The sequence below is a fragment of the Francisella uliginis genome, from assembly GCF_001895265.1.
Lineage (GTDB): Bacteria > Pseudomonadota > Gammaproteobacteria > Francisellales > Francisellaceae > Francisella > Francisella uliginis.
Map to the genome: position 1 here is coordinate 1,346,069 of NZ_CP016796.1, position 16,288 is coordinate 1,362,356.

Below are 16,288 nucleotides of genomic sequence, written 5' to 3' on the forward strand. Positions count from 1 at the left end.
AAATGTCTCCGTTTCAAAAGATTTCTTTTGATAATAAAGATTTCATACTAATGAGAGACGATTTAAACCACCCTATCTTTTCAGGTAATAAAGCTAGAAAACTCGCTTACATCTTAAATAACCCTGATAACTATTCAAAAATTAAGACTATTGTTTCTTTTGGTGGCAACCAATCTAACTTTATGCTGGCATTATCGCAACTTGCTAAAATTAAAAGCTGGGACTTTCACTATTGGATAAAGCCCCTACCCAAATTTCTTAAGCAAAATAAGAATGGTAACTTACAGCTTGCATTAGAAAATGGTATGCAACTTTTTGAAAGTAATGAATCTTTAGAGCTAGAAAGTATAAAAGCTAAATACGAAAATACCAAAGACTTTTACTTTTTTGATCAAGGAGGTAGAAACCCTCTTGCTGAAGAGGGTATCGCTAGCTGTGCTCTAGAAATTAAAACGTATTGTGAAAAAAACAAAATCAAAGACTATAGTGTAGTAATTGCTTCAGGAACTGGTACTACAGCTTTATATTTAGAAAAATATCTAAAACAAAAAGTTTTTACAGTACCTTGTGTTGGTAATTCACAATATTTAAAACAACAATTTAATGATATTGATAAGAATCTAAATCACCCACAAATTTTAGAGCCTCAATTTCGAACAAACTTTGGTCAATTAGATATAGAAAACCATAATATTTACAAAGAGCTTCTGCAACAAACTACTATAGAGTTTGATCTTCTCTATGATCCAATAGCTTGGCGCGTACTTTTAGAAAATTATGACGACTTATCTAAGCCAATTATATATATCCACTGTGGTGGTACATCAGGAAATATAACTATGATGAATAGATACAAAAGATTCCTAAATGAATCATCATAAATATTGTGCAACTAATACCTTATTTATTCTACGTCTAATTTCAGATATATTTGTCTTGACAGATCTACATAAATTATATGTTGTATTAAGCTTTTGAGCTGTTGAGTTTGTTAATTTTATACTACTTAAATTTGCTCTATTAGACATTTCTATAGCTGTTAAAACAGGAGCCTCTTCTAAGCTTAAAGGCTCTTGCAAAACTCGGACTATCTGTCTAGCATACGCTTTTATTTGCTCTGTTTTTGTTGCAAAATCATGTTCATAATTAATATATTCAAATAATTCATAAGCTATCGACATTCTCATTTTTTCTTCAAGAAAAACATAAGCTAATTCATGTTCAATATTTTTGTTTAACTTTTCATCTTTATCAAAATTTAGTGATCGCCATTGATTTAATAAAACTGTTAATCTTTTGAGCAAAGTTTTAATTATTCGAACATTTTGATTAAACCTATTTCTATTCTGCTGAAGCTGCCTTTTAACATCTTTTGGTAATTTTTTGGTATGAAGCTGAGCTATTGAACTTTCTAATTTAGAAATATTCTCTGTAACATCCTCTGTTATGTTTATTAGTTCACGTAAATCTAAATTTGGCGCTACTTCAGACATAATTAAAAAACACTGTTTATAAATCCCTAAAATATGATTATATTTTTGTGTTATTTTACTTCTTAATTTTTCTATTGATGTAAATAAATAATCTTTTTTCACATCTTCAAATTTAGAAATAGTTCTAAAGTAATATATTTTTCTACCAGAAAGTAACTCTATAAAAAGTGTAATTGCATTACTAGCATCATCTAAATCAAAAAGATTATATTGTCCTGCACTATTATAAATTTTTGTTAAAAAGCCTGCTTTTCTCTCAAGCCCTTGCTTCAAATCTGAATACTCTCCAACTAGTGCATTTAAAAACTTTTTCTTTAGGTCTTCAGTTATATTTTGGCTATTAGATATTTGTTTATAAAATTTTCTTAATTTACGTTTATTATCATGATTATCTATAGGAAAACCATTTTCCTTATGTAGATATATAATCTCGGCAAACTCAGCCATTTCTTTATTAAAATGCAGATCAAAAATATAAAATATCTCTTTACTTGTTGGATGTGATTTTGAAAGAATTTCATAAGCTACTCTATTATCTCTAACTTGATCATTTAAATTAGCTAAATTCATTTTTTTAGATAGATATAGACTCTGATATGACTCCTCCATAACTGTCAAAAATCTATCTTGCATTTTCTCTTGTTTACTATGCCTAATCGAGTCAAAAATAATCTTACTAACAAAACCTACTAAACCAACAAAAAACACATATAATGAGAAGTATGCAACAGTAACTAAAGGCACGCTAGTTCCATGACTAAAGTAATAGCCTAATGTAATAGCTATTATTGTTACAGGTCCTGCTGCCCATATTATTGAAAGTATAGTAGCTTTAATATCTGCTCTATGAATAGATGAAATAAGCTCACTTGAATATGAGTTGTTATATGAATTTCTTTTTTTAAATCTAGATTTTAGTTTTTTAACTTTAGATAGCATTACTCATAGTTTTATTCTTATAAATACACTTTTATTCTAACAAACAAGTATACAAACCCCAAGTATCCCTTGAGATATCACTTTAACAATCACTCCTAAATTAGTATATTTAAATGATAATTACGTAAAAATGGTTAATTATAATATGAGTATTGTTTTTTATATTCTTGAGGTTCTTTTGCATATCTTTGGTATCCTTTTTGCTATAAGAATCTGTTCCTTTAAAAAAGATGCATGGTATTTTTATTTTTTAGCAATCATCACTGGAGCTTTTGAATTTTTTGTTGTTGCTGGATTGAACTATATAAGCTTATTAAATGGTATAATTCCAAGTACTGGAAACTTAATTTTAGCCTTAGTCGCTATAATTATTTATAATAAAGTTAAGGTAAAACCTAAAGAAATAACAAAAGCTGACCTTTCTAAAGTAGCTCCTTTGATAATATTAATAATTCTATTAATGATTGTCTTCATACACTTAACATCTCCAGTAAATCAAGTATCTACAGATACAATTATTCTAGATATTTTTAATATATTGGTATTCGTTGGCACTGTTTTATTAGCATTTGGGTATATAGCTGGACTAATTATAAATGCCATATATGCTATTAAATCAATCACTATGAGCATATTTTTTATATTACAAATTCAACACCTTTCTCTCGTCTTCTTTATCAACTTTTTCTTTAGTATGATATCTTTTATTATTTTCCTACTAGGATATATCAAAAATAAAAAACTCCTGAAAAACTAAAGTAACTAAGTTTTTCGGTACTTTTGATCATTATTAGTCTATAATTGTTGTGATTTTATAAAAATAGGTAAAATTAAATGATTGAAAATTTAAGAAATATTGCGATTATCGCACACGTTGACCATGGTAAAACTACTTTGGTTGATAAGTTATTACAACAGTCTGGCACTCTAAATACTCGTGGGCCAGAAGTTGAAAGAGTCATGGACTCGAATGATATTGAGAAAGAAAGAGGTATTACGATTTTATCAAAAAATACCGCTCTTAAATGGAATAACTATAGAATTAATATCGTAGATACTCCAGGCCATGCTGACTTCGGTGGTGAAGTTGAACGTGTACTATCTATGGTTGACTCAGTACTACTACTAGTTGATGCTGTTGATGGACCTATGCCTCAGACAAGATTTGTAACAGAAAAAGCCTTTGCAAAAGGTTTAAAACCGATCGTTGTTATTAATAAGATTGATAGAGATGGTGCAAGACCTGATTGGGTTGTTGATCAAGTCTTTGATCTTTTTGATAGATTAGGTGCCACAGATGAGCAGTTAGATTTTCCTATTATTTATGCTTCTGCTATCAATGGTTGGGCAACTAATGAGCTTGGCGAACAAAAAGAAGATATGACTGATCTTTTCAAAGCTATTGTTGAAAATGTTGAGCATCCGGCTGTTGATGAAGATGGCCCATTCCAAATGCAAATATCTTCATTAGACTATTCAAACTTTACAGGAACTATTGGTATTGGCCGTATCCAAAGGGGTAAAGTTAAAACAAATACTCCTGTAACTATTGTTGGTAAAGATGGTAAAACTCGTAATGGTAGAATCTTACAAATATTAGGTTATATGGGTCTAGATAGAGTTGAAGTACCTGAAGCACAAGCTGGTGATATTGTTTGTGTAACAGGCATGGAAGGTTTGAATATATCAGATACATTATGTAGCCCTGACAAAGTAGAAGCTCTACCTGAACTTTCTGTAGATGAGCCAACTATTAGCATGACTTTCCAAGTTAATAATTCTCCATTTGCTGGTAAAGAAGGTAAGTATGTAACTTCTCGTCAGATCAAAGATCGTTTAGATAAAGAACTACTTACAAACGTAGCTTTAAGAGTTGAACAGCTTGATGACCCTGATAAGTTCAAAGTCTCTGGTCGTGGTGAGCTTCACCTTTCAATCTTACTAGAAAATATGCGCCGTGAAGGTTACGAAATAGCAGTTTCTCGTCCGCACGTAATCTTCAGGGAAGTTGATGGTGAAAAGCATGAACCGTATGAGCAAGCGATTATAGATATCGAAGAAGAACATCAAGGTACTGTAATGGAAAGAATGGGCTTGCGTCAAGGTGAGCTTAAAAATATGGAACCAGATGGAAAAGGTCGTGTAAAACTTGAGTTTATAATTCCATCACGTGGTTTAATTGGTTTTTATACAGAGTTTCTAACTATTACATCAGGCTCCGGTATTTTAAATAAAGTATTTGATCATTATGGACCGATGAAAAAGCAAACTCTTGAAACTCGTCAGAACGGTACTCTAGTTTCTATGTTAGCGGGTAAAGCAGTGGCTTTTGCTCTATGGAACCTACAAGAGAGAGGCAAAATGTTTATTTCTCATGGTACAGATGTTTATGAAGGAATGATTATAGGTATTCATAGTAGAGATAATGATCTAGCTGTAAACCCTTGTAAAGGTAAACAGTTAACTAACGTTCGTGCCTCTGGTAAAGATGATGCTCTTACTTTAGTTACTCCAATAAAACTTACTCTTGAATATGCTTTAGAGTTTATTGAAGATGATGAGCTTGTTGAGATTACACCTGAATCTATTAGATTAAGAAAAAAACATCTAACTGAATCTGATCGTAAAAAAGCAGCTCGTGGAGCTCTTTAATTCCATATATCTTCCTTAAAATATTTCATTCTAAACCTAATTGCTAGATCATTTTAATATAAAAAAATAAAATACTAAGCTAACCTATAATTTATAAATTACAGGACTTTTTTATGAAAAGATTAGAAAATAAGATTGTTTTAGTAACAAGTGGTGCCAGAGGTATTGGTAAAGCAATAGTTAAATTATTCGCTAATGAAGGAGCTATAGTTATTTGCTCTGATATAGATGATAACTTAGGTAATCAGACTATCAAAAATATTAATTCTACAAATGTTGAATATAAAAATTTGGATGTTAGTCTTGAGGATAATTGGATAAATATTACTAAATATATTAAGTCCAAATTCGGTAAGTTAGATATCTTAGTCAATAATGCAGGTATTACAGGTTTTATAGAAAGTTCTGGTCCTCATAATCCTGAAGATTTAGATATGGATTCTTGGCATAAAATTCACTCTATAAATTCTGATGGAGTAGCATTAGGATGCAAATATGCTATCAAGACTATGAAGGAAAGTGGCGGAAGTATAGTAAATATTTCTTCTCGCTCTGGAATTGTAGGAATACCTCAAGCTGTTGCATATGCTTCTAGTAAAGCATCTGTAAGAAACCATACAAAATCTGTTGCTTTATATTGTGCTGACATGAACTATCGAATTAGATGTAATTCTATACATCCTGGAGCTATCTTGACTCCTATGTGGGATGAAATGTTACCCAAAGATGAGACTCAAAGACAAGAAGCTATTAAAGCTATTTCTCAAGATATTCCTCTAAAAAGAATGGGGGAAGCTGAAAATGTAGCTTATGCGGCACTATACTTAGCTTCAGATGAATCAAAATATGTTACAGGTATTGAGTTAAATATTGATGGAGGAATACTTGCTGGTAGCTCAGCATCTCCTAGAAAAGAGGAATAAGAAATAGAATTTAATAACCTACTGCCAAAGCACCCGCTCTACGTGGATCTGCAGCACCATATACATACTGTCCATCTGAACCTACCGATTCAGCAGCTCCCATAGCTGCATAAGGAACAACATTATTGCCCATTTTCTTAAGTAGATTAATAGTATCTACAGATATACCCTGCTCTACACCTAGCTCTTCTGGCCATAATTGGCTATGCACACGAGGGTTATTAACTGCTGATTGTAAATTCATCTTGTAATCAATTAGATTTAAAATCACTTGCAATGTAGTTGTAATAATACGACTACCACCAGGAGAGCCTGTGGCTAAAAATGGATTACCTTTTTTATCTAACACTATAGTTGGTGTCATTGAGCTTAAAGGTCGCTTATTAGGGGCTACCGTATTAGCTTCACCCTGAACTAACCCAAACACATTAGCTACACCAACTTTAGCGGCAAAGTCATCCATTTCATTATTTAAGAATATCCCTGTACCTGGTGCGATAATACCACTACCATAAGAGTAATTTAGTGTATAAGTATTTGAGACCATATTACCATCTTTATCCACCACACTAAATTGTGTAGTTTGTAGCTTCTCATGATCATCTGGATCAACAGTACTAATATCTTTACTAGGAATATGCTTATCCGTATCTATCTTCTTAGCTATCTGCTTAGCATATTTTTTAGATAAGAATTTAGCTAAATCCATTTTTACAAAATCTGGATCACCAAGATCTGAATTACGGTCATTATAAGCATAGCTCATAGCATTACTCATAAGATTAATAGTTTTGGCACTATTGTTTCCATAATCAGATAGAGGGAAATTTTCTAAAATATTTAGAAGCTCAATTAAAACCACACCTCCAGAACTTGGCGGCGGCATAGAATAGATAGTATACCCCCTATAAGTACCCTTAACTGGTTTCATCTCTTCAACGTTATAGTTTTTAAGATCTTTTAGAGTAATTAATCCACCGTTTTTTGCCATACTTTTAGCTATTTTCTGGGCAATTTCACCTTGATAAAAAGCTTTTTTTCCTTGCTTTGAAATGAGCTCTAAACTCTTAGCAAGCTCAGGTTGTTTTAACGTCTCACCAACCTTATATGCAGAATCATCTTTTTTATAAAAAATTCTCATTGCATCAGGAGATTTTTTCAACCACGGTTTAGCAGTTACTAATGATTGATGTAAATCATAGCTTACTGGAATACCGTATTTTGCAAGCTTAATAGCTGGAGCAATTACCTGAGCAAGTTTTAATTTACCATATTTTTGTTGTGCATCAATTAGCCCTGCTACAGTACCAGGAACTCCTGATGCACTATATGATCCAGAAACTTTACTATAATCAACTTCTCCTTTTTTATTAAGAAACATATCTTTAGTAGCTTTAGAAGGAGCTTTTTCACGATAGTTTATAGCTATAGTTTTATGCTTATCTTTTAGATATATTAGCATAAAGCCTCCACCACCAAGATTTCCTGCTCGAGGTAAAGTCACAGCTAAAGCAAAGCCAACAGCAACTGCAGCATCTACAGCATTACCACCTTGTTTGAGTATTTGGAGTCCTACTACACTAGCTAAAGCTTCTTGTGAAGAAACCATACCATGTCTTTGTACAACTGGTTGAGCAATCTGCATTTCCTCTTGGATAGGAATAAAATCATAACCACTAGGTACAGGTGCTGCAATAATTGATAAACTTGGTAATAACATTACCACAGACATAAAAATTACGAATATTTTTTTCATTGAAAGCATATAATTCAATTAATAGATGTATTTACTATAGCAAAAACTTTTTAATTAGAGAAACTCTTATGAATATATTTTATATGAATTTTTTTCTAAACTTTGGCTGCATCATTTACAGTTGATAAACTACTTTTAAGTACAGGGATATTTTGCGAATTTGTTACAAAACTTTCACCACTTGAAGCAACTTCTGAAGTAGCATTTTTACTACTGACACCTAATATGTCTAATACAGCTTGATCATTTTGTTGAGCTGATTCAGCTTGAGGAAGTTTTTGTTTTAATATTTTTGCCATACTATAGTCATAATTTTGTAGATAAGCATTTCTTAATGCTACATACGGATCTAGTGAAGTCTGTTGTAAATTTGAATATGCTGGTAAATATGACACACCTTGGTTTGTATAATACAAACCGTAAACACTCCAGTTTATAAGATAAGATGTAAAAGTATCAATACCAGGAATAACAAATACATATGTAAGAGGGTTAAATGCTGCATCAACACTATTTGATAGACTCTCTACAGTTCCCGGGCCAAAAATAGGCCATACAATATATGGTGAAGCATAACCTTTTTTATACACACCCCATTTATGTAATGTGGTTGCAAAATCTTGGTGATAACGCATAGGTAAGTCAAACCAACTATTTGCAACATCAAAGATTCCTGCAACACCTAAGGTAGTATTTGCTAAAAATCTCATACTATCATCACCGGCATAACCCCATTGATCTTGAAATATATCATTTGCAACTCTACTAGGTTCAAAAAGATTTTGAAAGACATTAAAAATACCATTTTGAACAATATTAGGCATTACAAAAGCATACGCTTTAGCTGCAGGAGTTAAAAACTCATAGACATCATTATTAAATTTATATATTTTTCTATTATATTTCTCATAAGGGTCTCTTTTATTTACAGGGACCTCCCATTTAAAAGAACATCCTGCAAGAGTTACCGCTAAGACAATCCAAAAGAATATTAATTTTATTTTAACTTTCATATCAGAATAAATTTATTACAAGATTTTGAAGTAAGCATTATAGCCAATTATGATTAAATATAAAGCTATAATTTAGATTTTTAAACTTTTCTTAAAGTTTCTAATCCAGAATCTTTGCGGTGATAGAGCTTCTAATAACTTACTAGATACTATGCTTTGTCGATTTAGTATATTTGAGGTAATTATTTTTGCAGCAATTAAAGATGAGCACATCCCTTTAGAGCCAAACCCAGATGATACATATAATCCAGTTTCATGCTCAAGTTTTGGCATCTTGGATTTAGGATAACCTTTTGATAAAGGTTTATAAAAATCTTGCTCAAATTTATTGTAGTTGCATAGCTGTCCAATAATAGGCAGATGATCAGATGTTACACAGCGCATAGCAACCCTAGAATCAACAATACTTAAGCTAGTATCATAGTTGTTTAATGATATCTGTCTTATTTGAGAGATATTAAACTCATCATCAGCATTTCTAAGCTCGCCACTAATATCTGAGTTATCTCTAAATGTTGCACCAATAACTTGGAGATTATCTTTATAGCCTGGAATAATATAACCCTTATCAACTATAGTTTTATCTATATTAAAATATTTTTCTATAACAGTTAACTGACCATAAGAAGGGTATACAGGAATTTTTTGTAAATAAGAAATATTTTTGAATAAATGATATCCTCCAGCAAAAATCACTATATCAAACTGATGATTTAGAATCTTATTATCTTGATTAGTGTGTTTAAAGCTAAGATTCCAAAGATCATTATCAGCTTTTTGAATATCGAATAGTTCAGTTCCTAATTCTAGCTTAGCATCAGATAACTTAAGCCATAGCTGGCAAATACTTTTAGGTACTACAGATAAAGCATTAGGATAATAAATTGCTTGTTTTAATATATCTTTATTAATGAATTTCGCTAACTCCTGATCTGAAAGCAATTGAGCTAAATTAGAATCTATATCTCTTTTGGCAAATATCTTTTGATATCTTTTTAGATCTTTCTCATCACTTAATATCTGTAATACTCCTTGATTACAAACCTCTATTTGATCTTTATACTGATTTATAAAATCCAGTAATAAGCTGTAGCCTAAAGTATGAAACTGGTCTGAGAAGTTATTATCTGAAGTCAAATATGGCTCTAAAATCCCAGCAAAATTTCCTGATGCCTCACGAGCTATTTCAGAGTTTTTATCAAATATAGTTATATCAAAATCATTTGATTTACTTAGCTCATAAGCTAATGAACACCCTGCTAGTCCAGCCCCAATGATAGCTATTTTTTTAGTACTCATTTTGATTCTCACAGTTATATTTGTCTAAATACCATTTAGCTGGATTATTATTTATATATTCTCGGATCTTTAATAAGGATAGCTCATTTCTTATTATATGATCATAAAAAGATCTCTGCCATTCAAAGTCTGATAATCCAAGTTTATTTCTGATTTGTTTAGATGATGTTGTCTTAAATGCACCTATTAATTGAGATAAAGGTTTAATTTTTCTATTTTTTTGTAGGGACATGTCGTGACTTGTCCTTTTATTTGGCTGGTCACGACCAGCCTCTACGCACACATTTGGATTATCAATAATTAATATTCCGTGAAAATGATTTGGCATTACAACAAATTCATCTAGAAAGACATATTCATACTGATGGCTTAACCACACCCATTGATCATAAACTATCTTTCCACAATCATTCAATATCATCTGGCCATCTGATGATATTTGTCCAAAATAACTAACTCTATCTTTAGTACAAATAGTCACATAGTAATAGTCATTTTGTGAATAATCAAAATTCTCTAGACGATGATTTTTGCGTTGAAAAGCTCTTTTATGCTCCAAAGCCTCTTATGCCTTCTCTTTTACGCTTTTGTTCAGCTCTTAGCATGCGAGCTTGCTTTGGATCGATAGTTAGATTTCTATATATCTCAATTCTATCTTTATCTTTTACAGGATGATCTAAATCAACAATCTCACTATATATGCCGACTTTTAACTCTTCTAGGTTTTCTAGCTCTGGATATTTATGGACTATCTTTGATTGTTGAATGACTTGTCTAACTGACATAGATTCTTCAGAGTCAACAAAAAAAGATTTCTGCTCATCAGGTAAAGCATAAATAACTTCTACTTTCACTATTTATAAACCTCTTCTGCACGCTTACAAAAAGCTCCTAACATCTTATCTGCTAAACCACGAAATACTGGACCAAGAGCCATCTCTACAAACTTATTTTCAAAAGTAAATTCCATATCTAATGATACTTTGCACGAGTTTTCATCTTGAGGTTCAAATCTCCAGTCACCAATTAAGCTTTTAAAAGGCCCATTCATAAGATTCAAATGGATATGCTCATTTTTTACCATAGTGTTGTGTGTGGCAAAGTCTAGCTTAACAAAACCAGACTTAATTTTTAAAGATGCTTTTGCTTCTGTTTCAGTATGCTCAAAAACTTCAATATCATAGCACATTGGTAAAAATTCAGGGTAACTTTTGATATCATTTACAAGATTATACATCTGTGCAGCACTATAATTTACAATTGCAGATTTATTAACTTTATTCATTTATTTAATCTTTTGTGTTTTGCTGATAATATATAGCTCTACATTGTATATCTTTTACAAAAAATAATAAAGTTATGAGTAAACATAAGGTTTCTCCAGCAACTATTGCTAGAAATAAAAGAGCCTTCCATGATTATACTATTTTAGAGAAGTTTGAAGCTGGAATAGTATTACAAGGATGGGAAGTAAAAAGTATTAGAGCTGGCAAAGTTCAGATGATAGATAGTCATGTGCATATCAAACGTGGTGAGGCATGGTTATTTAACTGCCTAATCACACCGCTACTATCTGCATCAACACATGTAATACCAGATGCTTCAGCAAATCGTAAGCTACTACTTAATCGTCGTGAAATAGACAAGATTATGGGTAGAGTTGAGCAAAAAGGCCTAACATGCGTACCTCTGGCCATGTATTGGAAAGGTCCTCGCGTAAAAGTTGAAATAGCTCTGGCTCAAGGTAAGAAAACACATGATAAGCGTCAAGTTCAAAAAGATAAAGATTGGGCGCGTGAGAAAGATAGAATCTTTAAGAAGGCGCATAGATAAATGACTGATATCAAAATAAGCAAGACTGAAAAAAAATTACGTCACTATATCACTAAAGCTGTCGCTGATTATAAGCTTATTAAAAAAGGTGATAAAGTTATGCTTTGCCTATCTGGTGGTAAAGATTCCTTTGGACTTCTGAAAGTTCTACATGGTCTTATCAAAAATGGAACTTATGATATAGATCTTCATGTATATACACTAGATCAATCTCAACCTGGCTGGGATGATAGTCAACTTAGAAAATATCTTGATGATCTAGGCGTATCTTATGAGATTGAGACAAAAAATACTTACGGTGTAGTGATAGATAAAGTTCCAGAGGGTAAAACTTACTGTTCTCTTTGTTCAAGGCTTCGTCGTGGCAATATCTATAGATATGCAAAAGAGCATAAAATGGATAAAATCATTCTAGGGCATCATCGTGATGATTTAATTGAATCTTTATTAATGTCTATACTATATCAAGGGCAAATCAAATCTATGCCACCTAAGTTTATTACTAAAGATGGTGAAAACACTGTAATCCGCCCAATGGTATTAGTCCAAGAACGTGACTTGATAGAATTTGCTAAAGAACAAGATTTCCCTATAATTCCATGTAACCTATGTGGTTCCCAAGAAAATCTTAAAAGAAAGAAAGTTAAAAAGCTTATTCAAGATTTAGCACATGAGAATCCAAAAGTCCCAAGTAATATTTTAAATTCACTTTCAAATGTATTACCAAGTCATTTGATGGATAGAGATTTATTAGATATATCCAACCCTACAAATATAGCTAGCCATGTATAAATCATCCTGAACACAGAAATAAGTTTACAATAATAATGTTATTTCTTAAGGATTTTATTTATGTAGTGACAGATCAGTGATCTGTCAATTACTTATATAACTATAATAAGACAGCACAATGTGTTGTCACTAAAAAAAACTATAAAGATAAATTTTAATCTACAAAACTAATTCACACTACTAGAAAAATTAGAAATTCTAAAAGTATTTGGACAAGTACTCTGTTTAGCATTAGGTGCTTTAGATAATAAGGCTGCCAAATCTTTCTGAGTAGGATCATCAGCACTCTTAGGTAAAGATATGTATATATCAACTAACATACCCTCTTTACAATTTAGATATACTTTCTTACTAGAATTTGCTCCAAAGCTACTATTAAACGCATTATTAAACTGTTCAATAGTGATCTCTTTACCAATATTTTGACTAAATAACTGCTCAAGTTTTGAACTATTTATTTGTCTTACAAAGTTAGCTGCTTGAGTAAAATATTGATTTTGATCTTGAAGCTGGCAAGTTCCATGCTTATACCACTCATGTCTTTGTAAACATGAAGTGGAGTTATAGCCAGGCATTACACTATGTAGCAATTTTTCAGTTTTAGCATCTAATTTTAAAGGTGCATAGCTGCAGAAATTTATTTGTTCTTTAGTATTACAAAAACCATAGTTAATACCACAGGCATTTTGATTTGGCCAAAAACCATGTAATGAAAAACTCTTAGCTGCTGTATTATTTAATGATAAATTTTTGCATTCTTGCTTATTTGCACCATAACCATAAGTCTCACAAAAAGCAGGCTCCCAGCTCAAAGCTAACACATAACTATCTGCATAGCCTGATTTATTTATACACTGTCTACTCAAATTATTTTTTAACTTAACTATGCCGCAATTTTTACTAACCCAGCGGAACTGATTCTTATCAGCTTTTGGGATAAAAATTCTAAACCAATTTGCATTAGTGTATTTATTTTTTTCTTTAATAGTGTAAGTCTGTCCAATTATTACATGAGTATTATCAGGATTAGTTTGCTTATTTTTAGATATATAGGCTTGACAAGATGACCTTGCTGTAAAAGTACCTGAAGCTGGCTCGGCATATATTGACGTAGTTATTAAAAGTAAAACACTAATAAGCCAAAGATTAATTCTTATTTTCATTTTGATCATCTGTATCGCTAGACTCAATACTCTTTACTACTTCATCCATATCTATCTCAGGGCAAAGTTCTTCAATGATTTTAGATGCATTATATAAAACATCTGTATCTTCTAATGCATTTGCCAAGATATCAGCATTTATAACAGGTAAACCTAGCTCATTAATTGTCTTTGATACATCATTACTATTTAATGTTTTTATAGAATTTTGGATATTTGTAATTCTAGAAAATAAATTATCAAAGTTTTGATTCGCAACCTCTTTACCTGAAGATGTTTTCTTATCAGAGCTCATTTCTTCAAGCTGCATTTTTAGATGTTCAATCTCATAATTTAAGTTATTTATCTTAGTTTCATTACTATTGTTTATAGCTTTTTGTTTAACTCTCTCTTCCTTTAGTGTTGTTACTAAATTATTAAGAAAGCTAGCCATCTCATCAGCACTACCAGCAAATCTGTTAAATACCGTTAAGAAATGTAGTATTGATTTATCATCTGAAAAATCAGGGTACCTTACTCTATGATCAATCTCACTCCAGCCCTCTTCAAATATTGTCCTTACTTGTATTTCACAAAATATTTCTTCCTTGAGAGGTTTCGCTTTAATTACATAATGCGTCGAACGATAGCCAATAGGATGTTCCTTCACTTCACAATCTTTATGTTCAACTACTTCATTATCACCTTTTCTTATATAAACAATCTTTTCATGAGTTTCATACTTTTGATTGACATAGTGATAAATATCTTCCCATTCATTTTTAAATAAATGTAATGCTCTTATTCCTATTAAATCTGTAATTATTTTTAGATAATTTTTTACAGATATATCTGCATACTTTTTATTTCCCTCTTTTTTCTTTCTTACTATCTTTTTTAAGAGGTGAGAGGCATCTTTTACACGCCATCTAACAGAGTGAACATTATCGCATTGTTGTAAGGTATTCGCTAAATAACTAGCTGTACTTTTAAAATCATCAATTCTACTTAGATAATCACTTATAATTTCTGATAATTCTTTTTCACTAATATTAGCTTGCTTTAAACAAGCATTAGTAATATTTGTATCTTCTAAAATTTTGCTTATATCCATAACTTATATAAATCCCTTCTTACTCGGTTTATCTATCGTTACTTATTCTAAATTCTTAAAGACTAGTTTTACATTATATATAGACTAATTCAACTGCTATGACTAAATGGAAATGATTATAAATTAGAGCGTTTAAGAAATTGACTTTTATATTTATTATAGATTCTTATAAAAATCATAAGCTTCTTTGCCTAATAGTTTCATATGTTTTTGCTTTTGTAACTCCTTATCTCTATAGTTTCCAATAAAAATATATGAAAGATCTAAGCCTACAGTTAATATTAGTAAGTATAATAAAGATTTATACTGTCCAATTATTAGTCGATGAAAATCAAAACTAACACTTCCACTTTTTATATAAGTATTTATATATGGAAAAAGTAAATAAGATATGACTCCTACAATTAGCAAATAAATACTTCCTTGTATGAATATAATAAAGTTGTTTTTATCTGTAATTAAATGTTGGCAAAGAAATAAAAAAACTATTATTAAAAATAATACTCCAAATGAAAGAATTGAATAAATAATAAAAAACATATAATTATATTGCTTAAAATATAATCCTAACACTATAGTAAAAATAGTAAGATAAATAACTACTCTAACTATTCTACTTTTAATAAAAGGAATTATCTCTTTCTTTATTTCATCATATGAGACCATTATAATATATCCATTTATTTAGCTGCCATATATACTAACCTGAACTATTCCTAGAAACCAACTTTTGACAAACTTGCTCTAATGAAACTTCTTTTTCTCTAAGCAGAACTAATAAATGAAATAATAAATCTGCTGTCTCTGAAATTAGTTCATCTTCTGAATCTTGCTTCATTGCAGCGATCACAACTTCTACACCTTCTTCGCCAACTTTTTGAGCTATTCTCGGTAAACCTTCTTTAAATAAACTAGTCAAATAGCTATTCTCAGGTAAATAGTCTTTTCTTTCAGCTATTAATTTTTCTAATTTATCTATTATATACACCGAGCTATTTTCTTCATTTTTAGTAAAACATGATTTACTACCAGTATGACAAGTTGGGCCAAATGGTATAGCTTTTATAAGTATAGAATCATTATCACAATCAACAGCTATATCTTTTAGCTCAAGAAAATTACCGCTTTCTTCACCTTTAGTCCACAAACGTTTCTTACTACGACTATAAAAAGTTACTTTGCCGATTTCTAAAGTCTTTTCTAAAGATTCCTTACTCATATAACCTAGCATTAAGACACTATTATCAATTGCTGATTGAATAATAGTTGGAACTAAATTATCCATTTTTTGCCAAGCTATAGACTCTATAATTTTGTTATCCATTTTATATC

Annotated in this window: 17 protein-coding genes; 6 read left to right on the forward strand and 11 right to left on the reverse strand. The window is 30.9% G+C overall.

All coding sequences use genetic code 11. The features are described from left to right. Nucleotides 1–2 precede the first annotated feature (2 nt). Nucleotides 3–881, forward strand: a complete 879-nt coding sequence (locus F7310_RS06340) for a pyridoxal-phosphate dependent enzyme (RefSeq protein WP_072712601.1) — start codon at nucleotides 3–5, stop codon at nucleotides 879–881. Here the strand turns inward: F7310_RS06340 and F7310_RS06345 are convergent. Beyond that, nucleotides 876–2,432, reverse strand: a complete 1,557-nt coding sequence (locus F7310_RS06345) for a hypothetical protein (RefSeq protein ID WP_072712603.1) — start codon at nucleotides 2,430–2,432, stop codon at nucleotides 876–878. The genes F7310_RS06340 and F7310_RS06345 overlap by 6 nt on opposite strands. Nucleotides 2,433–2,577: 145 nt before the next feature. Here F7310_RS06345 and F7310_RS06350 point away from each other — a divergent pair, with 145 nt between their 5' ends. The 3 genes from F7310_RS06350 (at nucleotide 2,578) to F7310_RS06360 (ending at nucleotide 6,007) form a co-directional block, all read left to right on the forward strand. After that, nucleotides 2,578–3,189: a hypothetical protein gene (locus F7310_RS06350; protein ID WP_072712604.1), complete on the forward strand. Its 612-nt coding sequence runs from the start codon at nucleotides 2,578–2,580 to the stop codon at nucleotides 3,187–3,189. 77 nt (nucleotides 3,190–3,266) lie between these two features. After that, a complete protein-coding gene (typA, locus tag F7310_RS06355) occupies nucleotides 3,267–5,084 on the forward strand; it encodes a translational GTPase TypA (protein WP_072712606.1) in 1,818 nt (605 codons plus the stop codon). A gap of 113 nt (nucleotides 5,085–5,197) precedes the next feature. Then, nucleotides 5,198–6,007: an SDR family oxidoreductase gene (locus tag F7310_RS06360; RefSeq protein ID WP_072712608.1), complete on the forward strand. Its 810-nt coding sequence runs from the start codon at nucleotides 5,198–5,200 to the stop codon at nucleotides 6,005–6,007. Between the two features lie 10 nt (nucleotides 6,008–6,017). Here F7310_RS06360 and ggt read toward each other — a convergent pair whose 3' ends face one another. The 6 genes from ggt to F7310_RS06390 all read right to left on the reverse strand — a co-directional run bounded on the left by ggt (nucleotide 6,018) and on the right by F7310_RS06390 (nucleotide 11,360). After that, on the reverse strand, nucleotides 6,018–7,763 hold the full coding sequence (gene ggt / locus F7310_RS06365; protein ID WP_072713556.1) for a gamma-glutamyltransferase: 1,746 nt from the start codon (nucleotides 7,761–7,763) through the stop codon (nucleotides 6,018–6,020). Nucleotides 7,764–7,858: 95 nt separating this feature from the next. Then, the gene (locus tag F7310_RS06370) at nucleotides 7,859–8,776 is read right to left on the reverse strand and encodes an MlaA family lipoprotein (protein ID WP_072712609.1); all 918 of its coding nucleotides are present in this window, start codon (nucleotides 8,774–8,776) and stop codon (nucleotides 7,859–7,861) included. Between the two features lie 72 nt (nucleotides 8,777–8,848). Further along, nucleotides 8,849–10,075 carry an FAD-dependent 5-carboxymethylaminomethyl-2-thiouridine(34) oxidoreductase MnmC1 gene (gene mnmC1 / locus F7310_RS06375; RefSeq protein WP_072712611.1) on the reverse strand — a complete coding sequence of 409 codons (1,227 nt, stop codon included), beginning with the start codon at nucleotides 10,073–10,075 and terminating at the stop codon, nucleotides 8,849–8,851. Next, nucleotides 10,065–10,634, reverse strand: coding sequence for a transposase (locus F7310_RS06380; RefSeq protein ID WP_072712612.1), 570 nt, complete (start codon nucleotides 10,632–10,634; stop codon nucleotides 10,065–10,067). The genes mnmC1 and F7310_RS06380 overlap by 11 nt, the downstream gene beginning before the upstream one ends. Next, a complete protein-coding gene (locus F7310_RS06385) occupies nucleotides 10,624–10,929 on the reverse strand; it encodes an RnfH family protein (RefSeq protein WP_072712614.1) in 306 nt (101 codons plus the stop codon). Before F7310_RS06385 ends, F7310_RS06380 begins: the two co-directional genes overlap by 11 nt. Beyond that, nucleotides 10,929–11,360 carry a type II toxin-antitoxin system RatA family toxin gene (locus F7310_RS06390; protein ID WP_072712615.1) on the reverse strand — a complete coding sequence of 144 codons (432 nt, stop codon included), beginning with the start codon at nucleotides 11,358–11,360 and terminating at the stop codon, nucleotides 10,929–10,931. Before F7310_RS06390 ends, F7310_RS06385 begins: the two co-directional genes overlap by 1 nt. Before the next feature lie 74 nt (nucleotides 11,361–11,434). On the opposite strand from F7310_RS06390, the gene smpB reads away from it, so the two are divergent. Continuing rightward, complete coding sequence (gene smpB, locus F7310_RS06395) at nucleotides 11,435–11,908, forward strand: SsrA-binding protein SmpB (RefSeq protein WP_072712617.1); 474 nt, start codon at nucleotides 11,435–11,437, stop codon at nucleotides 11,906–11,908. Beyond that, nucleotides 11,909–12,700: a tRNA 2-thiocytidine(32) synthetase TtcA gene (gene ttcA / locus F7310_RS06400; protein ID WP_072712619.1), complete on the forward strand. Its 792-nt coding sequence runs from the start codon at nucleotides 11,909–11,911 to the stop codon at nucleotides 12,698–12,700. 167 nt (nucleotides 12,701–12,867) lie between these two features. Here ttcA and F7310_RS06405 read toward each other — a convergent pair whose 3' ends face one another. The 4 genes from F7310_RS06405 to hisIE all read right to left on the reverse strand — a co-directional run bounded on the left by F7310_RS06405 (nucleotide 12,868) and on the right by hisIE (nucleotide 16,280). Beyond that, nucleotides 12,868–13,863: a ribonuclease T2 family protein gene (locus F7310_RS06405; protein ID WP_084645252.1), complete on the reverse strand. Its 996-nt coding sequence runs from the start codon at nucleotides 13,861–13,863 to the stop codon at nucleotides 12,868–12,870. After that, nucleotides 13,847–14,956 (reverse strand): RelA/SpoT domain-containing protein, encoded by a 1,110-nt coding sequence (locus F7310_RS06410; protein ID WP_072712623.1) that lies wholly within the window; start codon nucleotides 14,954–14,956, stop codon nucleotides 13,847–13,849. The genes F7310_RS06405 and F7310_RS06410 overlap by 17 nt, the downstream gene beginning before the upstream one ends. Nucleotides 14,957–15,112: 156 nt before the next feature. Further along, on the reverse strand, nucleotides 15,113–15,496 hold the full coding sequence (locus tag F7310_RS06415; protein ID WP_145951735.1) for a hypothetical protein: 384 nt from the start codon (nucleotides 15,494–15,496) through the stop codon (nucleotides 15,113–15,115). A 160-nt stretch (nucleotides 15,497–15,656) separates the two neighbouring features. Then, nucleotides 15,657–16,280 carry a bifunctional phosphoribosyl-AMP cyclohydrolase/phosphoribosyl-ATP diphosphatase HisIE gene (gene hisIE / locus F7310_RS06420; protein ID WP_072712626.1) on the reverse strand — a complete coding sequence of 208 codons (624 nt, stop codon included), beginning with the start codon at nucleotides 16,278–16,280 and terminating at the stop codon, nucleotides 15,657–15,659. Nucleotides 16,281–16,288: the final 8 nt, after the last annotated feature.